This window comes from Billgrantia sp. C5P2 (assembly GCF_051062895.2).
In genome coordinates this window covers 950243-969992 of sequence record NZ_CM128542.1, presented here as the reverse complement: position 1 = coordinate 969992, position 19750 = coordinate 950243, and the positions used below count along the sequence as shown (strand labels likewise).

Below are 19750 nucleotides of genomic sequence, written 5' to 3'. Positions count from 1 at the left end.
ATGAGCTTACCTTCGCATGTTTCGCCTATCCTGGCCACACGAACGCCGGCCTTCTGTATACAAAAATCAGGCTCGCAGGTGCTTCTCGGAAACATCGAGTATCTTCAGGGTATTGGTTCCGCCGTGGGCGTTCATGTGGTCGCCCCGGGTCAGGATGACATGATCGCCGGGCTCGGCAATCCCCTTCTCCACCAGCAGCGAAAGCGCGCGGTCGTTGAGCTCGCCGGCGGCCATCGCGGTGGTGTCGAACGGCAGCGAGACCACGCCGCGGTAGAGCGCCATGCGGCGCTGGGCGATGGGGCTGTGGGCCAGCCCGACGATGGGCAGCCCCGAGCGGATGCGCGAGGCGATCAGCGGGGTGTAGCCGGTCGAGGTCATGCAGGCGATGGCGGCCACCCCGGTGAGGTGGTTGGCGGCGTACATGGCCGATAGCGCGATGGTCTCGTCGATGCGCGAGAAGCCCTCGTGGATGCGGTGGCCCGACTCCTGGGCGATGCGCTCGCGCTCGGCGCCGAGGCACACCCGGCGCATCGCTTCCAGCGTCTCCACCGGGTAGTCGCCGGCGGCGGTCTCGGCCGAGAGCATCACCGCGTCGGTGCCGTCGAGCACGGCGTTGGCGACGTCGAACACCTCGGCGCGGGTGGGCAGCGGCGAGCCGATCATCGACTCCATCATCTGGGTCGCGGTGATCACCGCGCGGTTGAGCGTGCGGGCGCGCTTGATGATGCGCTTCTGCATGCCGATCAGCTTCTCGTCGCCGATCTCCACGCCGAGATCGCCGCGCGCCACCATCACCGCCTCGGAGGCCTCGATGATGCCGTCGAGGGTGGCGTCGTCGGCCACCGCCTCGGCGCGCTCGAGCTTGGCCACCAGGCCGATCTCGCGGCCGGCGTCGCCGAGCAGGCGGCGCGCCTCAAACATGTCCTCGGCGTGGCGCGGGAAGGAGACGGCGAGGTAGTCCACGCCGATCTCGATGGCGGTCTGAAGGTCGGCCTTGTCCTTGTCGGTGAGCGCCGGGGCCGAGAGCCCACCGCCCTGCTTGTTGATGCCCTTGTTGTTGGAGAGCTTGCCGCCGGTGACCACGGTGGTGTGGACCTGTTGGCCCTCGACCCGGGTGACGTCGAGCACCAGGCGGCCATCGTCGAGCAGCAGGCGGTCGCCGGCGGTGACGTCGTCGGCCAGCTGGGTGTACTCGCAGCCGACGCGGCTGGCGTCGCCGGCCTCGGTGTCCATGGCCATGTCGAGGACGAAGGGCTGGCCCTCGGCGAGCACCACCGCGCCCTCCTTGAAGCGGGCGATGCGGATCTTGGGCCCCTGCAGGTCACCCAGGGCGGCGACGCTGCGCCCCAGGCGGTCGGCGATCTCGCGCACGGCGATCAGTCGGCGGCGGTGGTCGGCGGCGCTGCCGTGGGAGAAGTTGAGGCGCACCACGTCGACGCCGGTGCGGATCATCGCCTCCAGCACGCCCTCGCGATCGCTGGCCGGGCCCAGGGTGGCGACGATCTTGGTGCGGCGGATGGGGTCGTGAATGGGAGCATGGGGCGGAAGCGTCATGGTGTCCTCGGCAAGACCAGGATGGCACGGAAGTCGTTGACGTTGGTACGGGTCGGCCCGGTGACGATGAGCCGGTCCAACGCCTGAAAGAAAGTATACGCGTCGTTGCGTGACAGGTAATCGGCGGGATCGAGGCCGTGTTCCTTGGCGCGACTCCAGTCGTCGGGCGAGAACAGCGCGCCGGCATTGTCCTCGGAGCCATCGATGCCGTCGGTGTCGATGGCCAGGGCGTGAACTCCCGCGGCGCCTTCCAGCGCTTCGAACAGCCCCAGCAGGTACTCCACGTTGCGCCCGCCACGACCGTTGCCGCTCACGGTGACGCTGGTTTCACCGCCGGAAAGGATCAGCAGCGGCGAGGCGATCTCCTCGCGTGCCTCCAGGGCCATGCGCGCCTGGGCACGACCCAATTCGCGAGCCTCGCCCTCCAGGTCGTCGCCCAGCACGCGCACCATTACCCCGGCCTCCTCCACCACGTTCCTGGCGGCTTCCAGGGCGTCGTGTGCACGCGCCAGGGTCACGCTGTCGTCACGCTCGAAGGCCGTGTCGTCGGGTGAGGGAGCGGACGTGTCCCGTTCAAGGTGTTGGCGTACGTGCGGCGGCACCTCGATGGCGTAGCGCTCGAGCACCGCCAAGGCATCGGCCGGGGTCGAGCGATCGGGCAGGGTCGGCCCCGAGGCGATCTGCGTGGCCACGTCGCCGGGAATATCGGAAATCAGCCAGGTTACGACCTGGGCCGGATGCGCCGCCGCGGCCAGGCGGCCGCCCTTGATCGCCGAGAGGTGGCGGCGCACGGTATTCATCTGACCGATCGGCGCGCCGCAGCGCAGCAGTTCACGGTTGATCGCCTGCTTGTCGGCAAGCGTGATGCCTTCCGCCGGCAGCGTCATCAAGGCCGAGCCGCCACCGGAGATCAGCGCGATGACTCGGTCCTCCTCGCCCAGATCCGCGACCGCCTCGAGCATGCGCCGGGCTGCCCTTTCGCCCAGGTCGTCGGGCATCGGGTGGGAAGCTTCGAGCACTTCGATCACGCTGCATGGCTCGCCATGGCCGTAGCGGGTGACCACCAGACCCGAGAGCGGCGCATCGGGACAGCGCGCCTGCCAGGCGCGCTCCAGCGCCGCGGCCATGGACGCTGCCGCCTTCCCTGCTCCCACCACGACGGTGCGCCCCGGCGGCGGGTCGGGCAGCAGGTTCGCTACCAGCGTGTCGGGATGCACGGCGGCGACGGCGATGTCGGCGAGGCGGCGCAGCCAGTCCGCCACGTCCAGCTCGGTATCGAAGGGAGGGAGTTCGGGAGTCATCTTGGGCACACCTCGCAGGGCGACAGGCTTCGACGGTAACAGCCGGGAAGGTGAGAAAAAAGCCCGACGGCGGGCGGGGTCCAGCCGGGGATCCCGCCGCCGGGTAAAAGCCACACAAGTGCGGCTTGATGGTGGACGACGACCCGACGCCCACCTGGAGGGAAATATCGGCTCAGCGTCTGCGCGACCGGCAGGCCGAATGAAGCCCCCTTCGTACGCGAATCAATTACCCACTTCGTGGTCGGCCAGTGCCTCCAGCGCGCGCAGGATGCCGGCATGATCCCACTCCCCGCCGCCATGCGCGGCGCAGGCCTGGAACAGCTGCTGGGCGTTGGCGGTACCGGGCAGCGCCAGGTTGAGGCTGCGCGCCCCTTCCAGCGCCAGGTTGAGGTCCTTCTGGTGCAGCTTGATCTTGAACCCCGGGTCGAAGGTACGCTTGATCATGCGCTCGCCGTGCACGTCGAGGATCTTCGACTGGGCCAGGCCGCCGAGCAGCGATTCGCGCACCTTGGCCACATCGGCGCCCGCCCTGGAGGCGAACAGCAGGCCTTCGGCCACCGCCTCGATGGTCAGTGCGACGACGATCTGGTTGGCCACCTTGCAGGTCTGGCCGGCGCCATGACCGCCGATGTGGGTGATGGTCTTGCCCATTACCTCGAGGATCGGCCTGGCACGGGAGAAGCCCTCTTCGGTGGCCCCCACCATGATGGTCAGCGCCGCGTTGATGGCACCGCCCTCGCCGCCGGAAACCGGCGCATCGACATATTCGCCGCCGGCCTCATGGATACGCTTGGCGAAGCCCTGGGTGGCGATGGGGGCGATGGAACTCATGTCGATGACCAGGGTACCCGGCTTGAGTCCCTCGATGACGCCGCCCTCGCCGAACAGCACCTGCTCGACGTCGGGGGTGTCCGGCACCATGGTGATGACCACCTCGGCCTGCTCGGCCACGGCGCGAGGGCTGTCGAGTTCGGTCATGCCCTTCTCGGCCAGGGTGGCATCCAGGGTGCCGCGCTTGACGGTGACGAGTTCGTGGCCGGCATCCAGCAGATGCCCCGCCATGGGGCGGCCCATGATGCCAAGGCCAATGAATCCGATCTTGCTCATGATGCTTCTCCTTTCAGCTTGTCTTTATGCTTTCTGTACTAAGGCACACTTTCCAGCGGCTGGAGAGATGAGCGCCGGGGGCAAGTCGCAGCGAGGGTCATTTGCCATGGATGGCAAATGTAGCGCCCAGGGATGGGTTCACAGCGCCCTCGCACAGACTTGCCGCCGGGACAGCTCATCGGGCCAAGTGCCTACCGCTCCTCTCAGCGGATGCTATCCAGCCAGCCCAGCCCTTCTTTCGTCGTCGTCTTCGGCTTGTACTCGCAGCCGATCCAGCCGTCGTAGCCCAGCCGGTCGAGGTGGGCGAACAGGAACGGGTAATTGATCTCCCCGGTGCCCGGCTCGTGGCGGCCGGGGTTGTCGGCCAGCTGCACGTGGGCGATACGATCCAGGTGCTTCTCGATGGTCGGTGCCAGGTCGCCCTCCATGATCTGCATATGATAGATGTCGTACTGCAGCTTGAGATTGTCGCTGCCCACCTCGTCGAAGATCGCCAGGGCCTGTTCGGTGCGATTGAGGAAGAAGCCCGGAATGTCGCGGGTGTTGATCGGCTCGGCCAGCAGCAGGATGCCGGCGGCCTCGAGCTTCTCCGCAGCGTAGTGCAGGTTCTCCACCAGGGTGCGTCGCGCCTGCTCCAGGCTCACGCCCTGGGGCTGGATGCCGGCCAGGCAGTTGACCTGCTTGCAGCCGAGCACGGTGGCGTAGTCGATGGCCTTCTCGACGCCGGCGCGGAACTCCTCGACGCGATCCGGATGACAGGCGATGCCGCGCTCACCGGCGCCCCAGTCGCCGGCCGGCAGGTTGTGCAGCACCTGCGTCAGGCCGTGCTCGTCGAGGCGCGCCTTGATTTCGACGGCGGAATAATCGTAAGGAAAGAGGTATTCGACGCCCTTGAAGCCCGCATCGGCGGCGGCCTTGAAACGGTCGAGGAACTCCTCCTCGGTGAACAGCATGCTGAGGTTGGCGGCAAACTTGGGCATTTGGGTCTCCCTCTATCTGTGTTGTCGATATATGACGGCGCTGCGCCATCGTCCCCGCAATGACGCAGCGCAGTGTGCTACGTGAGAGCCGCGATCGAGGTCGGCGCATCCGCGCTGTTCTCGGCCAGCGCCTCGAATTCGTTGATGCCGTCGAGGTCGGTGCCCATGGCGATGTTGGTCACCCGCTCGAGGATGATTTCCACCACCACCGGGACCCGGTGTTCGCGCATCAGGGCTTTCGCCTCCTCGAGTGCCGGGGCGATCCGGTCGGGCTGGGTCACGCGCAGCGCCTTGCAGCCGAGCCCTTCCACTACCGAGACGTGATCGACGCCGTAGTCGTTGATCTCGGGGCAGTTGACGTTCTCGAACGAGAGCTGCACGCAGTAGTCCATGTCGAAGCCGCGCTGGGCCTGGCGAATCAGTCCCAGGTAGGAGTTGTTCACCAGCACGTGGATGTAGGGCAGCTTGAACTGGGCGCCGGCGGCGAGCTCCTCGACCATGAACTGGAAGTCGTAGTCGCCTGAGAGCGCCACCACCTCGGCTTCCGGGTCGGCCTTGCACACGCCAAGCGCGGCGGGAATGGTCCAGCCCAGCGGGCCCGCCTGGCCACAGTTGATCCAGTGGCGCGGCTTGTACACGTGCAGGAACTGGGCACCGGCAATCTGCGACAGGCCGATGGTGCTGACGTAGCGAGTGTTCTTGCCGAAGACCTTGTTCATCTCCTCGTAGACCCGCTGCGGTTTCACCGGCACGTCGTCGAAGTGGGTCTTGCGCAGCAGGGTGCGCTTGCGTTCCTGACAGGACTCGGCCCAGGCGCTGCGATCCTTGAGCGTGCCCGCTGCCTTCCGCTCACGTGCCAGCTCGACGAACAGCTCGAGGGCTGCCTTGGCGTCGGAAACGATGCCGTAGTCGGGGCCGAAGATGCGCCCGATCTGGGTCGGCTCGATGTCGACGTGGACGAACTTGCGCCCCTTGGTATAGGTCTCGAGGTTGCCCGTGTGGCGGTTGGCCCAGCGATTGCCGATGCCCATCACGAAGTCGGACTCGAGCAGGGTGGCGTTGCCGTAGCGGTGCGAGGTCTGCAACCCCACCATGCCGGCCATCAGCGGGTGGTCGTCGGCGATGCTGCCCCAGCCCATCAGCGTGGGGATGACCGGCACGCCGGTGAGCTCGGCGAACTCGACCAGCAGCTCGCTGGCGTCGGCGTTGATGATGCCGCCGCCGGCGACCAGCAGCGGGCGCTCGGCTTCGTCGAGCATGGCCATGGCCTTCTCGACCTGGGCGCGCGAGGCGCTGGGCTTGTAGGCCGGCAGCGGCTCGTAGGTGTCGGGGTCGAACTCGATCTCGCTCAACTGCACGTCGATCGGCAGGTCGATCAGCACCGGTCCCGGGCGCGAAGAGCGCATCAACTGGAAGGCCTGCTGGAAGGCGCGCGGCACCTGAGCCGGCTCCAGCACGGTGACCGCCCACTTGGTCACCGGCCCGGCGATGGCCTGGATGTCGACTGCCTGGAAGTCCTCCTTGTGCAGCTTGGCGCGCGGCGCCTGGCCGGTGATGCACAAAATCGGGATGGAGTCTGCGCTGGCCGAGTAGAGGCCGGTGATCATGTCGGTGCCGGCGGGGCCGGAGGTACCGATGCAGACGCCGATATTGCCGGCCTTGGTACGGGTATAGCCCTCGGCCATGTGCGAGGCCCCTTCGACGTGGCGGGCCAGCACGTGATCGACACCGCCGATCTTGCGCAGGGCGGCATAGAACGGATTGATGGCGGCGCCGGGCACGCCGAAGGCGATGTCGATGCCTTCCTTGCGGAGCACGTGAACGGCGGCCTCTGCTGCGGTCATTCGAGCCATGACGGTTCCTCCCGTGAGTGGCGACCAGATTGTTTTTGGAAAATATTTCTGTATACCGAGATTAGAAGCCGTTACGCGTTCCGTCAATATTTTATGGAAAATATTTTCACACAATTCACGAAAAACAAAAAAGCCAAGCTGAATTAACAGCTTGGCCTAACGAAAAAACTCACTAGCCGGCTAAGAGAGGCCCAGGGAGCGGAGCGATGCCCGTTACCGATGGCAACTGAATCAGAACCCCTTGGCCGAGCCGCGAGGCCTGGCGGGCTGCGGCTTGTCGCACTTGAGGAAGCGGCCGTGCCCCGCGTCCACCATGGGTTCGCCGCCACGCGACACCACTCGGCCCCGGCACAGGGTAAGCACCGGCCGGCCGGTGAGCTCCACCCCCTCATAAGGGGTGTAATCCACTGCGTGGTGCAAGGCTTCGTTGCGCACCGTCATCTTCGCTTCGCTGTCCCACAGGGTCAGGTCGGCATCGCTGCCGATGGCGATGGTGCCCTTGCGCGGGTAGAGACCGTAGATCTTGGCTGGGTTGGTGGCGGTGAGCGCCACGAAGCGGGTGGCGTCGATGCGCTGCTTGACGACCCCCTCCGAGAACAGGATCGCGAGGCGCGTTTCCAGGCCCGGTATGCCGTTGGGAACGTGGTGGAAGGCGGCATCCTCCCCATGCAGTTTCTTGCCCTTTGGGTCGTCGTAGCGAAAGGGGGCGTGATCGGAGGAGAAGACCTGGAAGACCCCGTTTTCCAGCGCCTGCCAGACCGCCTCCTGCGCCTTCTCGTCACGCGGTGGCGGGCTGCACACGCACTTGGCCCCCTCGAAGCCTTCCTGGTCCAGGTCGGCGGCGGTCAGCATCAGGTACTGGGGACATGTCTCGCCATAGACCCGCAGGCCGCGCCCCTGGGCCCAGCGGATCTGCTCGATGGCCTCGGGGCCGGAGACGTGAACGATCAGGATCGGTACGTCGATCAGCTCGGCCAGGGAAATGGCGCGGTGGGTCGCCTCGCGCTCTGCGATCGCCGAGTGGGCCTCGCTATGGAAGTACGGCGCCGTCTTGCCCTGGGCCTCGAGCAGTTCGGTCAGGTAGGCGATGCAGTCGGCGTTCTCCGCATGCACCATCACCATGCCGCCCTCGCGACGCGCCATGGCCAGCACCTCGAGCACCTCGCGATCGTTGAGCTTGAGGTCGTCGTAGGTCAGGTAGATCTTGAACGAGCTGTAGCCCTCCTGGATCAGGGCCGGCAGCTCCTCCTTGAGCACCGTCTCGGTAGGGTCGGTCACGATCATGTGGAAGGCGTAGTCCACCATCGCCTTGCCCTCGCTGCGACGGTGATAGTCCTCTACCGCGGCGCGCAGGCTCTGGCCCTTCTGCTGCGCGGCGAAGGGAATCACCGTGGTGGTGCCGCCGCATGCCGCCGAGCGGGTGCCGGTCAGGAAGTCGTCGGCCATCACCGCGCCGTCGCCGAGGGGCTGGTCCAGGTGGCAATGGGCATCGATGCCCCCCGGCATCACCCACAGCCCCTGGGCGTCGATGACCTCGCCGGCCCCCTCCAGGCCCTGCCCCAGGGCGACGATGCGCCCGTCCTTGATGCCGATATCGGCGTCGTAGCTGTCGGCCGCCGTGATGATGCGGCCGTTCTTGATCAGGGTATCGAAGCGTGTCATGTCACCTACCTTGTCGTTGTCGCCGGGTCAGCCCATGGCTTCGGGAAGCCAGAGCACCAGGCCGGGCCAGAGAATGATCAGCAGCACGAACAGCAGCATGATGGCCAGGAACGGCAGGCTGCCGACCATCACGTCGGTGATGGAGCCGCGCCCGCGCACGCCTTGGACCACGTAGAGGTTCATGCCGATGGGCGGAGTGATCAGCGAGATTTCCATCATCACCACGAGGAAGATGCCGAACCACACCGGGTCGAAGCCGAACTGGACGACCATGGGCACCACGATCGGTACGGTGGCGATCATCATCGACAGAGTCTCGAGGAAGCAGCCCAGCACCAGGTAGAAGACCACCAGCGCCAGGATCAGCCCGAAGGGCGTGAGACCCAGGTCGGCCACCCAGCGGGTCAGGGTGGTGGGAATGCCCAGGATGCCGACGACGTAGTTGAGGAAGAAGGCCGCCACGATGATCAGCATGATCATGGCCGTGGTGCGAGCCATGGAGAGGAAGCACTCGTGCAGCATTCGGAAGGTCAGCTTGCGGTTCCAAGCCGCCAGGCCCAGCGCGGCGACCACCCCCAGGGCAGCCGCCTCGGTGGGCGTGGCCCAGCCGCTGTAGATGCTGCCGATGACGATCGCGAAGACGAACGCCGGCGGCAGCAAGTCCACCAGCGAAGCCAGGCGCTCACGCAGCGACACCCGCTCGGAAGCCTTCCCCACCACGCCGGGCCTCAGCAAGGCGAAGGCCATGATGGTGAGCATGAAGGCGCCCGCCAGCGCCAGCCCCGGCAGGATCCCGGCGATGAACAGCTTGCCGATCGAAGTATTGGTGATCGCGCCGTAGATGATCATGTTGATGCTCGGCGGGATCAGGATGCCGAGCGTCGCCCCGGCAGCCAGGGTGCCCAACGCCAGCCGCTCGCTGTAGCCGCGCTCGGCGAAGGCCGGTAGCGCCACCGTACCGATGGTGGCAGCCGTCGCCACCGAGGAGCCGGACATGGCGGCGAAGACCGAAGAGGCGCCGATATTGGTGTGCAGCAGGCCACCGGGCAGGCGATCGAGCCATACCGACAAGGCGCTGTACATGCGCTCGGTGATGCCGCTGCGCAGGAGCAGCTCACCGAGCAGGATGAACAGCGGAATGGCCGTCAGGATGAAGTCGTTGAGCGTTCCCCACAGCGTGTCGCCGAAGGAGAAGAGCAACGGCATGCTCAGATACATCAGGGTACCCAGGGTGGCGACGGTGAAGATCGCCACGGCGACGTGAATGCCGACCGCCATCATGCCCAGCATGACGACAAAGCCGATCATTACCTGGAAGGCGCCGATCATGACGTGGCCCTCCCCGGTTCGGCGGTGATATCGCCGGCGTAATCCTTACGCGCCTCGCTCAGTTCGTCGTCGGTGGAGCGCGGGCCGTATTCCCGATCCAGTGCGGCCAGCTGGCCGGTGACCAGCAGGACCAGCGCGCGAAAGGCCAGCAGCAGGGTCAGCACACAGAACACCCCGAGCCCCGCCACCCACAGGCTCTGCGGAATCCACAGCGGCGTCTGCAGCGGCGTGCTGGCAAGACTGCCGAATTCCAGCGTCTCCTCGAGCGTCTCGACGGCGCGCCACAGCATGAAGGACGAGAAAGCCGCCAGCATTACCATCGCGACGACGTTGAGCGGCGCCTGCAGCAGCCGAGGCAAGCGGGTCAGCAGCACGTCGACGCGGGTGTGAGCGCGGTGCAACAGCGCGTAGGCAAAGCTGAACGAGACGCCGATGGCCAGCACGTAGCCACCGATTTCATCGACGCCTTGCAGGGAGTAGTGGAACAGCTTGCGTGCGATCACCTCGAAGGTGATCAACAGCGACAATCCGAGCGCGGCATAGCCGGCGGCAATCGCGGCGCCATGAGCCAGCCCACGGGCCAGACGATAAGGATGCGGTGTAACCATCGCATTTCTCCATGTCGCCCCGGCCACCTCAGGCAGCCGGGGCGAGGCAGTGGCTTACTGGGAAACGGACATGCCCGCGGCCTGCCCCACCGTCTCGTTCCAGACCTCGACGCAGCCGTCATACTGAGCGCTGCAGCTCTCGGCCCAGACGGGCAGGACGGCTTCCTGGGTGATCGACTCCACCAGCGCACGCGACTCGGAATCGATATCCACCAGCGTCATGTCGTAGGCTTCGTGCCGCGAACACTCCGCCTGGCCGGTGTTGCAGGCGATGGCATCGTCGTTGACCTCGTAGGCCAGCTCCCACATCTGCTCCTCGAGCCGCCCGAAGGCCTCCGTCAAGGCCTGCTGCTGCGCTTCGTCGAAGCGGTTCCAGGTGTCCAGGTTCATGAAATGACCCTGCACCGAGTAGGAGAGCGGCAGCGGCACGAAGGTATCGGTCACTTCCGGCCACTTGCCGTTGTTGCCGGCGGAAGGCGCGGTGACGCCGCAGTCGGCCACGCCGCGCTGCAGTGCCAGGTAGACCTCGCTGAACTGCAGCGTGACCGGGGTGGCGCCGAGGCCTTCCACCAGCCGCGACATGGACGGGGTGAAGACACGCACCTTCTTTCCCGAGAGATCGCCGACGTCGTCGATGTCGCCGTTGCAGAACATCATCTGCGGCCCGAAGGGCCACAGCGTCATCAGCTTGGCGTTGAAACGGGACTGCAACCGGGCGTCGAATGCCTCGCGTATGGCGTCGACGGCCTCGCGCTGGGCGTCCAGGTCCGGCGAGACGCCGGCCAGGTCGATGCCTTCGAAGAAGGGCTCGTCGCGGGACGCCATACCGATCTGCACCGACATCACGTCGAAGGCGCCGGAACGGAGGCTGCGCAGCGCATCCGCCGCCTCCACGCCGATGGCATCCATGGTGTTGTAGACCACCGTCATGTCGTCGCGTCCGCCAAGTTCCTCGAAGAAGGGACGCTCCACTTCATCCACGTGCAGCTTGTTGCCGGAAAAATTGCCGACCACGCGCAGGGTCGTTTCGGCCTGGGCCAGACCGCCGGCCAGTACGCTGGCCAGGGAAACCCCCAGCGCCAGGGTCTTGATGGTTGCCTTGCGGGGCATGGTGTCACCTCATGATTGCTGTTGTTGGTGGGTGTTGCCGATGCGTTGCATTGCGATGCGGTCGTCCCTGTCCTTGTGCGACGAGGCGCGAATCCTGAGCCTCACGCGCCTAGGCGCGGGTCCTGAAACAGTTGTCCCCAGCCGGTGATCCGTGCGGGATCCACCCCGGCCAGCGCCAACGACTTCCACACCGTCACGCTCACCGAGTCGTAGATGGGAATGCCGATCTCCTGCTCCAGCGCCGGGACGATTCCCGCCCCGCGCAGGTTGGTACAGAGAATGGCGATGGCCTCGGGCTCTGCCTTGGCCACTTCACGCACGAGCCCGGCCAGCGTCGTCTCGTCGTACTCGGAGAAGGAGAAGTTGCCGCGGTCACCCAGGTGGCGCTCAGCGATCACCTCGACCCCCTCGGCGGCATAGTTGGCGACGATCGCCGACTGGATGTCGTCCAGGTAAGGCGTCACCAGGCCCAGCCGCGTCACGCCGGTGCGCGCCAAGGCCTCGTTGAGGGCCAGCACGCTGGTGGTGGCGGGCACCCCGGTGGCCTCGGTGATGGCGGCACACAGCCTGCGGTCGGTCTCGAACCCCAGCCAACTGGCCGAGGTGCCGCTCCAGGCAATGACATCCATGCGCGCATCGTTGAGCAGCCCCGCTGCTTCCAGCAGTGGCACCGGGTCGAACTGGGCCAGGGCTTCATCGCGCATGGAAATCTCGCGGACGGTAAAGCGCTGGAAGTGTGCGGTGACATCGGGAAAGAGGTCGTGCAGGAGGGCTGCGGTAAAGGGCTCCAGCACGGTATTGGAAGACGGCGTCAACATGCCGAGCAGCGTGCGTTCCATGGTGAACTCCGGGTTGTTTTTGGTATTCGGTATACTGTATCCAGGCACGACCATAGCCTTGCACAGCCGCCAAGGATTGCAAGCCAAAAATCCCAAAAACTCCCAATAGGCATGTATTTTTAATACGTAATTTATTGAATTTTCTCAATAATAAAAAATACGGTATCCAGTATTTTGTATTCCGATGTGTTTTGACCTAAGGTTCAAAAGAGTCGCCCGGGATCGACGGGCGGCGTCCACCCAAACGTGAAGAGAGAGAAGCTCGGATGACAACAACAACCCGCCTTGCCCGTCGCTCCGCCGCGGTCCTGCTGGCTCTGGGCCTTGGGGCCCCGCTACTGGCCAGCGCCGAAACCCTGCGATTCAGCGGCAACTTCACCGACGATCACTCCAGCAGCCGTGCCATGGAGGTCTTTCGCGACGCCCTGGCCGAACGCACCGGAGGCGATCTGAACGCCCAGCTGTTTCCCAACATGCAACTGGGCGGTGCCAGCGAGAATGTCGATCAGGTCAGTACGGGATCCATTGCCGGCACCTGGATCGGTATCTCCTACCTCTCGCGTACCGTGCCCGAGCTGGAAGCGCTGAGCCTGCCGTTCGCCTTCGATAGCCGCGAAGAAGCCTTCGCGCTGATCGACGGTGAGGTGGGGGAAATGCTCGACGAGAAGCTGGCCGAAAAGGGCTTCACCGCGCTGGGCTACATGGAGCTGGGGTTCCGTCATGTCACCAATAGCGAACGCCCGATCGAAACCATCGAGGATTTCAAGGGGCTGAAGATCCGCCTGCAGCCCAACGAGACTCACCTGGACACCTTCCGTGCCATCGGTGCGAGCCCGGTGTCGATGGACATCAACGAGGTCTATGGCGCGCTGCAGCAGGGCGTGCTGGATGGGCAGGAGAACCCCTACAGCATCATCAGCACCAAGCGCATGGACGAGGTGCAGCCGTACCTCTCAGACAGCGGGCATTTCTACGACTTCATCGTGGTCGTGACCAACCGCAACACGTTCATGAACCTGAGCGAGGAACACCAGCAGGCGGTACGCGAGGCGATGGAGGAGGCGGTCGCCTGGCAGCGTCAGACCGCCGCCGAGGAGGACGATGCGGCGCGTCAGACCTTGATCGAACGCGGCATGACATTCACCCCCATCAGCGACGAGACCCGCGCTGCCCTGCGCGATGCCAGCCAAGACGTCATCGGCGACCTGCGCGAAAAGATCGGCAGCGAGATCGTCGATCGCGTCCTCGCGGAGCTCGACGCATGACACCCGCCTGGCAACGGCTGGAGGCAAGTGCCTCCAGCCCGGTCAAGCGCCACTTCCTGCATGGTCTGGCGCTTCTCGACCGGACATCCTACTACGCCATTCTGGTCGCCATGGGCATGATGACGCTGCTGGTCTCGGCCCAGGTATTCAGCCGCTACGTGCTGTCGAGCTCCATCGATTCCGCCGATGAACTCTCTCGGCTGTGCTTCGTGTGGGCGATCTTCCTGGCCATTCCCCACGGCATCAAGGTCGGCATTCACGTGGGCATCGATGCACTGGTGACCCACTTCCCCGATTGGCTGCAACGACTGCTCGCCCAGTTGATGGCCTGGCTGGGCGCCGCCCTGATGGCCGCCCTGTTCTGGATCAGCCTCGCCGCCGCGATCAGCAAGTGGCAGGAACTGATGCCGACGCTGCCGATCACTGCCGCCGTCTTCTACCTCGCCGTGGTGGTCTGCGCCGGCCACAGCTGCCTGCATCTGATGGCCCAAGCCCTGCGCCTGGAGCCACTTCCCAGCGCGCCCGAACGATATGAAGGAGTGTCCTCATGACCCCGGCCATCGTCTTCTCCTTCCTGGGGCTCGCCCTGCTGCGCATGCCGCTGGCCTTCGCCCTGGGAGTCGCCTCGCTGGTGGGCCTGTATGTAGGGGGCCTGGATTTCACGGTCCTGCCCCAGCGCATGATGCACTCGGTCAATAGCTTCCCCCTGATGGCGATTCCACTGTTCATGCTGGCAGGCGAATTGATGGTGGCGGCCGGCATCCTGCAGCGATTGGTGGATTTCGCCAATTCGCTGGTCGGCCGTGTCCACGGCGGCCTGGCTCATGTGGCCATCGTCGCCGGCATGGTGCTGGCCGCCGTGAGCGGCGCCGCCGTCGCCAGCGCCAGCGCCCTGGGCAGCTCCCTGGTTCCGTCCATGCGCCAGCAGTACGGTACCGGCTACAGCAGCGCCGTCGTCGCCTCGGCGGCCAACCTGGGGGCCATCATCCCGCCCAGCAACGCCATGATCGTCTATGCCCTGATGGCCGGCTCCTCGGTCTCGGTGGGCGGCCTGTTCATGGCCGGCGTGATTCCGGGGATCATCCTGGCACTCGGTTTCATGGGGCTGGCCAGCTTCATCGCCATGCGTCGCCGCTACCCACTGGGCGCCGAAGGCGTGATCGGTCTCAAGCACGTAATGGTGCAGACCTGGCGCGCCCTGCCCATCCTGCTGATGCCGATCGTGGTCGTCGGCGGCATCGTGGCGGGTGCGTTCACCCCCACCGAGGGAGCCGCCATCGCCGTGGTCTACGCCCTGGCGATCGGCTTCTTCGTGACCCGTCAGCTGCGCCTCGCCGATCTTCCCCGGGCAATGTTCAACGCCGCTGTCACCGCCGCCATGGTGGGCGCCCTGATCGCCTTCGCCTCCACCATGACCTTCGCCTTTACCCTCGACCTGATTCCCATGCAGTTGACCACTTGGCTGCAGGATTTCACTCAGGATCCGCTGGTATTCCTGCTGCTGGTGATGGCGCTGCTGATCGGCGTAGGAATGTTCATCGAGTCCAACGCCGCCTACATCATGCTGGTGCCCCTGCTGGCACCGATCGCCCTGGCTTACGGCATTGATCCGCTGCTGTTCGGCTTCCTGTTCGTGATGAACCTGGTGGTGGGCATGATGACGCCGCCGGTGGGCGTGCTGCTGTTCGTGATGTGCGGCATCTCCAAGATCAGCCTCAACGAGCTGATGAAGAGTGCATGGCCTTTCATCGTCTTTCAGTACGCGGTGCTGATCGCCTGCATCGCCTTCCCGGGCCTCGTCACCTGGCTGCCTCGCGCCCTGGGCTACTGAGACATCGCACCATAACCATAACGATTGAAGGAACACGCCATGAAACTGCTGGTCATCAACCCCAATATTTCAGGCGACGTGACCCGCCTGATCGAGTCCGAGGCGCGCCGCAGCATTCGGCCGGGGACCGAGCTGACCATGGCCACCGCTCCGTTCGGGGTGGCCTACATCGAAACACGCGCCGAGGCGCAGATCGGTGGCTATGCCGCCATGCAGGTGGCGGCCGAGCACTATGCAGAGCATGATGCAGTCGTGGTGGCGGCCTTCGGCGACCCCGGCCTGGCGGCGCTGCGTGAGATACTGCCGATCCCGGTGGTGGGGATGACCGAGTCTGCACTGGTCAGCGCCTGCCAGCGAGGCAGCCGATTCTCCGTGATCGCCATCTCTCAGCGCATCCAGGCCTGGTACCGTGAAACCATCGCCGCCTACGGTTTCAGCGAGCGGTTGGCCAGCATTCGTGCTCTCGACGAGCCCTTGGCGCATATCGGCCGCGTGCAGGAGGACCAGGGCCAGCGCTTGATCGCCCTGGCAGAGCGGGCGGTACAGGACGATGGGGCCGACGTGCTGATCCTCGCCGGGGCACCCTTGGCAGGCCTGGCCCGCAGCGTCGCCGATCGCTTGCCGGTGCCGGCCCTGGACGGCGTCACCTGTGCCCTGCAACAGGCCCAGGCCATGGTCGATCTTGGCGCTGCCGCCCCCACCGCCGGCAGCTTCGCACCGCCTCCCGAGAAACCCTGCCAGGGACTTCCCGAGGCGCTTGCCAGGCTCGTGGGACGGAGCACGGCCGAGCCCGTGTCAACGGTCGGCTGATTGTGTCCCGATCGACAATTCGGAGACAATCGGCTCGTCTCCTCAGCAGAGAGGAATGGATGACATGACGATGGAAGGTGCCGCCCTGCTCGGGCGACGACGCATCACGACCCCCTCGCTGGCAGAGGAAGCCTATGAGGCACTGCACGACTTGATCGTCCATGGCCGCCTGGCACCCGGCCAGCGGCTGATCGAGCCGGAGCTGTGCGAGCAGCTCGGCATTTCACGCACGCCGCTGCGCGAGGCCCTGAAGATGCTGGCCGCCGACGGCCTGGTGACACTGAGGCGCAACCGCAATGCCCAGGTCTCGCTGATCGAGCCGCAGGAGCTGGAGCATCTCTTCGAGGTGGAGGCCGGGCTCGAGAGTCTTGCCGCCAGCCTGGCAGCCAAGCGCATGACCAATACCGAACTCAAGCGACTGGAGAGTCTTCAGGAACGCCTGGAGCGGCTGCTGGAGAAGGGCGACCGGAACGCTTACTTCGAACTCAACCAGCGGATTCACGGACTGATCGTGGCCGGGGCCAAGAACCCGGTCCTCGAAGAGACCCATCGCAGCCTGCTGGGGCGGCTGGAACGGGCACGCTACCTGGCGCTGGATCATATCGGGCGCTGGGAGGAGTCCACGCGTGAGCATCGCGATATCCTGGAGGCCCTCAAGTCCCGGGACAGCGATCTCGCCCGCCGCCTGCTGGCGGATCACGTCCAGCATACCGGCGATGCCATCGCCGCCATCAATCGGCCCCGCCATTGACGTTTCCGGCGAGCCTCCAGAAGGCTCGCCGAGTTCCCTACGTGCGTATCGTTAGCCCAGGCCCCTTATTCAAGAACGACCCGAAGCGCCAGCGGATACTCGTCGCAGTTGTTGCCCTCGCCGCCGCGATCGACGACCAGAAACTCCCCTTCGCGCTCCAGCACCGACTGGATGGCGTGCCAGGTGCCCGCCCGATAGTTGACCCCCTGGCGGCCGTCGGTGACGAAGGCGCGCACCTCGGCGGGGTCAATGGTCTCGCCCGGCGGTGCCACCACGATCACGAAGCGCTCCTCGTGCAGCGGCATGAAGGCCTGGCTGCCCTGGGGATGGCGTTCGAGGAAATCGAGCTCCAGCGGGATCGAGACCGGCTGGCTGACGAAGATGCTGATCAGCGCCCTCGCCTGCTCGCCCAGGGTCTCGACCTTGGCCAGATCGTGGTAGCGTCGGGTGCGCCCGGCGTTGATGTGGAAGTAATCGGCAGTGCGCGTGTCGATGACGTCACCGAACGGCGCGAAGGCCTCCGGCGTCAGCGGCTCGGCTTTAAGATCCAGCATGTTAGCCCCTCAAGTCTATTCGGCAGTTAGCCTGAATCACCGGGGCTGTTCCGGGGGCAGGCCTGCGAGGAGGCGCTGTGAACCCATCCTTGGGCGCTACATTTGCCATCCATGGCAAATGACCTCCTTTTCGGCCTGCCCCCGGCGCCCCTAGGTCGCGGTTCTAGCGTCACGGTCCTTTCAGCGAGCACCCAAGCGCAGCGCCGCGTGGCGGTTCACGTCCTTGTACAGCAGATATCGGAACGGCCCCGGACCCCCGGCATAGCAGGCCTGTGGGCAGAAGGCACGCAGCCACATGAAATCGCCAGCCTCGACCTCGACCCAGTCCTGGTTGAGGTGATAGACCGCCTTGCCCTCGAGCACGTAGAGACCATGCTCCATGACGTGGGTCTCGTCGAAGGGGATCACCGCCCCGGGCTGGAAAGTGACGATGTTGACGTGCATGTCGTGGCGCACGTCGGCCGGGTCGACGAAGCGCGTGGTAGCCCAGCGACCTTCGGTGCCGGGCATCGGGTTGGGCTCGAGATCGTTCTCGTTGACCACGAAGGCCTGCGGCACCTCGATGCCCTCGACGTATTCGTAGGCCTTGCGCACCCAATGGAAGCGCACCGGCGCATTGGACTCATTGCGCAGCTGCCAGTGGCAGCCCGGCGGCAGGAAGGCGTAGCCGCCCGGCGTCATCTCGTGGCGCTCGCCGGCGACGGTCAGGGTCATCTCGCCCTCGACCACAAACAGCACGCCTTCGGCGGCGGGGTCGAGCTCGGGGCGCTCGCTGCCGCCCCCCGGGCTCACCTCCATGATGTACTGCGAGAAGGTCTCGGCGAAACCGGAGAGCGGGCGCGCCAGCACCCATAGCCGGGTCTCCTCCCAGAACGGCAGGTTGCTGGTCACGATGTCGCCCATCACCCCCTTGGGAATGAAGGCGTAGGCCTCGGTGAACACCGCCCGGTCGGAGAGCAGCTGGGTCTGGGGCGGGTGTCCGCCGTGGGGAGCGTAGTATTTTCTTGTCGTCATGATGTCTTCCTTCATATACACGTCTGGCCTTAAGACAGGCCAAAAAACCGTAGCGATCCTACTTGTGAAACTAACGTCTCAAGAGTACGGTGTCTAGGAACTTTCGTTTCACACATAAGCGAAAACCGAGTCCTGCCATGAATCCTGAACGCTTAGCGATGTGGCCCGGAACGACACCCGCCCGATCAGGGCGACAGTTCATCGAGCCGGTGGTAGAGATCGCTCACTGCATCGATGCGGGCGCGCCCCTGGGCGAGCCGGTGATGCAGGGCCCCGTTGGCCAGCAGGCTGATCAGGCTCATGGCACTGGCATAGCTGTCGAAGGCAGAGACGCTGTCGATCGGGCACTCCATCCACCAGTCCGCCTGCTCGGCATAGCCACCGGCCGTGGCGTCGGCGATCAGCAGGACGCGACACGGCATCACCGTCAATTCCTGCACCAGGGCATCGAACCCGCTCGGGCGACGGCGAAAGCCGAACAGCACGACCAGGTCGTCTTCGCCCAGTTCCACCAACTCCTCGGCCAGCGACTGGTTGGGCTCGGGAGCGAGGCTGACCCCACCGCGCGCCTGGATCAGCTGTTGTCGAAAATGGATGGCCAGCGGGTAACCGTTGCGGAAGCCGACGATGACCACTCGGCGCGCGCTATCCAGCCTCGCCACGACAGCCTCGAAGGTTTCCGGCTCGATGCCCTCCAGGGCGCTGCGCAGGTTCTGCCGCTCGCGCTCGTGGTGGCGCTTGAAACGCTCCCCGTTGCCCGCCACGGCTTCGGGGTCGGTGACCAGCGGCACGCCCTGGCTGCGCAGCTCGCGCGCATGGCGCTTCACGGCCTGGAAACTCTCGAACCCGAGACGCTTGAACAGGCGGCTGACCGTGGACTTGGAGACGCCCGTCAAGCGAGCCAGGTCGGCCGCACTGTAGACCGCCAGGTCGTCGAAGTGGTCGAGGATGAAGGCCGCCACCCGCTGCTCCTGGGCGGTCAGGTCGGCATACTGCGCCGAGATCCGCTGGCCGATATGCGGCCTCATGCCGCCCTGTTGCGTGCGCAAGAAAACGTCTCCCACTGTTCCGGTCGCCGAGGAAACATCGCTCCCTCAAGCGCCATTCGTTTCACCAGGCCAGTCGCCGACCTTCCTTGCCGGAGTTCCCCTCGGCAGATGGCCACCCCAGGCAACTTCCCCC

General features: G+C 65.5%; 18 protein-coding genes. 5 read left to right on the top strand and 13 right to left on the bottom strand.

What is annotated here, in order from left to right; genetic code table 11:
• Positions 1 to 66 precede the first annotated feature (66 nt).
• The 10 genes from pyk to ACRWQA_RS04545 form a co-directional block, all read right to left on the bottom strand.
• Positions 67 to 1554 carry a pyruvate kinase gene (gene pyk, locus ACRWQA_RS04590; RefSeq protein ID WP_446326249.1) on the bottom strand — a complete coding sequence of 496 codons (1488 nt, stop codon included), beginning with the start codon at positions 1552 to 1554 and terminating at the stop codon, positions 67 to 69.
• The gene (locus ACRWQA_RS04585; protein ID WP_434230173.1) at positions 1551 to 2855 is read right to left on the bottom strand and encodes a glycerate kinase type-2 family protein; all 1305 of its coding nucleotides are present in this window, start codon (positions 2853 to 2855) and stop codon (positions 1551 to 1553) included. The genes pyk and ACRWQA_RS04585 overlap by 4 nt, the downstream gene beginning before the upstream one ends.
• 222 nt (positions 2856 to 3077) lie before the next feature.
• Positions 3078 to 3962: a 2-hydroxy-3-oxopropionate reductase gene (locus ACRWQA_RS04580; RefSeq protein WP_263580967.1), complete on the bottom strand. Its 885-nt coding sequence runs from the start codon at positions 3960 to 3962 to the stop codon at positions 3078 to 3080.
• Positions 3963 to 4165: 203 nt separating this feature from the next.
• On the bottom strand, positions 4166 to 4942 hold the full coding sequence (gene hyi / locus ACRWQA_RS04575; protein WP_434230168.1) for a hydroxypyruvate isomerase: 777 nt from the start codon (positions 4940 to 4942) through the stop codon (positions 4166 to 4168).
• A gap of 77 nt (positions 4943 to 5019) precedes the next feature.
• Positions 5020 to 6795, bottom strand: a complete 1776-nt coding sequence (gcl, locus tag ACRWQA_RS04570) for a glyoxylate carboligase (protein WP_263580969.1) — start codon at positions 6793 to 6795, stop codon at positions 5020 to 5022.
• A 231-nt stretch (positions 6796 to 7026) separates the two neighbouring features.
• A complete protein-coding gene (hydA, locus tag ACRWQA_RS04565; RefSeq protein WP_434230165.1) occupies positions 7027 to 8457 on the bottom strand; it encodes a dihydropyrimidinase in 1431 nt (476 codons plus the stop codon).
• A 27-nt stretch (positions 8458 to 8484) separates the two neighbouring features.
• On the bottom strand, positions 8485 to 9786 hold the full coding sequence (locus ACRWQA_RS04560) for a TRAP transporter large permease (RefSeq protein WP_434230162.1): 1302 nt from the start codon (positions 9784 to 9786) through the stop codon (positions 8485 to 8487).
• Positions 9783 to 10394, bottom strand: coding sequence for a TRAP transporter small permease subunit (locus ACRWQA_RS04555; RefSeq protein ID WP_263580972.1), 612 nt, complete (start codon positions 10392 to 10394; stop codon positions 9783 to 9785). The genes ACRWQA_RS04560 and ACRWQA_RS04555 overlap by 4 nt, the downstream gene beginning before the upstream one ends.
• 54 nt (positions 10395 to 10448) lie before the next feature.
• Complete coding sequence (locus ACRWQA_RS04550; protein ID WP_434230158.1) at positions 10449 to 11504, bottom strand: TRAP transporter substrate-binding protein; 1056 nt, start codon at positions 11502 to 11504, stop codon at positions 10449 to 10451.
• Positions 11505 to 11605: 101 nt separating this feature from the next.
• Entirely contained in the window at positions 11606 to 12343 is a 738-nt protein-coding gene (locus ACRWQA_RS04545; protein WP_263580974.1) for a maleate cis-trans isomerase family protein, read from the bottom strand.
• A 266-nt stretch (positions 12344 to 12609) separates the two neighbouring features.
• On the opposite strand from ACRWQA_RS04545, the gene ACRWQA_RS04540 reads away from it, so the two are divergent.
• The 5 genes from ACRWQA_RS04540 (at position 12610) to ACRWQA_RS04520 (ending at position 17000) form a co-directional block, all read left to right on the top strand.
• Complete coding sequence (locus ACRWQA_RS04540; RefSeq protein ID WP_263580975.1) at positions 12610 to 13608, top strand: TRAP transporter substrate-binding protein; 999 nt, start codon at positions 12610 to 12612, stop codon at positions 13606 to 13608.
• Positions 13605 to 14159: a TRAP transporter small permease gene (locus tag ACRWQA_RS04535; RefSeq protein ID WP_434230155.1), complete on the top strand. Its 555-nt coding sequence runs from the start codon at positions 13605 to 13607 to the stop codon at positions 14157 to 14159. The genes ACRWQA_RS04540 and ACRWQA_RS04535 overlap by 4 nt, the downstream gene beginning before the upstream one ends.
• A complete protein-coding gene (locus tag ACRWQA_RS04530; protein ID WP_263580977.1) occupies positions 14156 to 15439 on the top strand; it encodes a TRAP transporter large permease in 1284 nt (427 codons plus the stop codon). Before ACRWQA_RS04535 ends, ACRWQA_RS04530 begins: the two co-directional genes overlap by 4 nt.
• Positions 15440 to 15478: 39 nt before the next feature.
• Entirely contained in the window at positions 15479 to 16249 is a 771-nt protein-coding gene (locus ACRWQA_RS04525; RefSeq protein WP_434230153.1) for an aspartate/glutamate racemase family protein, read from the top strand.
• 64 nt (positions 16250 to 16313) lie between these two features.
• Entirely contained in the window at positions 16314 to 17000 is a 687-nt protein-coding gene (locus tag ACRWQA_RS04520; protein WP_263580979.1) for a GntR family transcriptional regulator, read from the top strand.
• A 65-nt stretch (positions 17001 to 17065) separates the two neighbouring features.
• Here the strand turns inward: ACRWQA_RS04520 and ACRWQA_RS04515 are convergent, their stop codons facing one another.
• From ACRWQA_RS04515 to ACRWQA_RS04505, 3 genes are all read right to left on the bottom strand, one after another.
• Positions 17066 to 17554: an ureidoglycolate lyase gene (locus ACRWQA_RS04515; protein WP_434230151.1), complete on the bottom strand. Its 489-nt coding sequence runs from the start codon at positions 17552 to 17554 to the stop codon at positions 17066 to 17068.
• Between the two features lie 180 nt (positions 17555 to 17734).
• Complete coding sequence (locus ACRWQA_RS04510; RefSeq protein ID WP_434230148.1) at positions 17735 to 18568, bottom strand: bifunctional allantoicase/(S)-ureidoglycine aminohydrolase; 834 nt, start codon at positions 18566 to 18568, stop codon at positions 17735 to 17737.
• Between the two features lie 185 nt (positions 18569 to 18753).
• On the bottom strand, positions 18754 to 19617 hold the full coding sequence (locus ACRWQA_RS04505) for a MurR/RpiR family transcriptional regulator (protein WP_434230145.1): 864 nt from the start codon (positions 19615 to 19617) through the stop codon (positions 18754 to 18756).
• Positions 19618 to 19750 lie beyond the last annotated feature (133 nt).

Excerpts from the sequence above, each read along its gene's own strand:
- pyk (WP_446326249.1), bottom strand. The coding sequence starts at position 1,554 with ATGACGCTTCCGCCCCATGCTCCCATTCACGACCCCATCCGCCGCACC.
- ACRWQA_RS04585 (WP_434230173.1), bottom strand. The coding sequence starts at position 2,855 with ATGACTCCCGAACTCCCTCCCTTCGATACCGAGCTGGACGTGGCGGAC.
- ACRWQA_RS04580 (WP_263580967.1), bottom strand. The coding sequence starts at position 3,962 with ATGAGCAAGATCGGATTCATTGGCCTTGGCATCATGGGCCGCCCCATG.
- hyi (WP_434230168.1), bottom strand. The coding sequence starts at position 4,942 with ATGCCCAAGTTTGCCGCCAACCTCAGCATGCTGTTCACCGAGGAGGAG.
- gcl (WP_263580969.1), bottom strand. The coding sequence starts at position 6,795 with ATGGCTCGAATGACCGCAGCAGAGGCCGCCGTTCACGTGCTCCGCAAG.
- hydA (WP_434230165.1), bottom strand. The coding sequence starts at position 8,457 with ATGACACGCTTCGATACCCTGATCAAGAACGGCCGCATCATCACGGCG.
- ACRWQA_RS04560 (WP_434230162.1), bottom strand. The coding sequence starts at position 9,786 with ATGATCGGCGCCTTCCAGGTAATGATCGGCTTTGTCGTCATGCTGGGC.
- ACRWQA_RS04555 (WP_263580972.1), bottom strand. The coding sequence starts at position 10,394 with ATGGTTACACCGCATCCTTATCGTCTGGCCCGTGGGCTGGCTCATGGC.
- ACRWQA_RS04550 (WP_434230158.1), bottom strand. The coding sequence starts at position 11,504 with ATGCCCCGCAAGGCAACCATCAAGACCCTGGCGCTGGGGGTTTCCCTG.
- ACRWQA_RS04545 (WP_263580974.1), bottom strand. The coding sequence starts at position 12,343 with ATGGAACGCACGCTGCTCGGCATGTTGACGCCGTCTTCCAATACCGTG.
- ACRWQA_RS04540 (WP_263580975.1), top strand. The coding sequence starts at position 12,610 with ATGACAACAACAACCCGCCTTGCCCGTCGCTCCGCCGCGGTCCTGCTG.
- ACRWQA_RS04535 (WP_434230155.1), top strand. The coding sequence starts at position 13,605 with ATGACACCCGCCTGGCAACGGCTGGAGGCAAGTGCCTCCAGCCCGGTC.
- ACRWQA_RS04530 (WP_263580977.1), top strand. The coding sequence starts at position 14,156 with ATGACCCCGGCCATCGTCTTCTCCTTCCTGGGGCTCGCCCTGCTGCGC.
- ACRWQA_RS04525 (WP_434230153.1), top strand. The coding sequence starts at position 15,479 with ATGAAACTGCTGGTCATCAACCCCAATATTTCAGGCGACGTGACCCGC.
- ACRWQA_RS04520 (WP_263580979.1), top strand. The coding sequence starts at position 16,314 with ATGACGATGGAAGGTGCCGCCCTGCTCGGGCGACGACGCATCACGACC.
- ACRWQA_RS04515 (WP_434230151.1), bottom strand. The coding sequence starts at position 17,554 with ATGCTGGATCTTAAAGCCGAGCCGCTGACGCCGGAGGCCTTCGCGCCG.
- ACRWQA_RS04510 (WP_434230148.1), bottom strand. The coding sequence starts at position 18,568 with ATGACGACAAGAAAATACTACGCTCCCCACGGCGGACACCCGCCCCAG.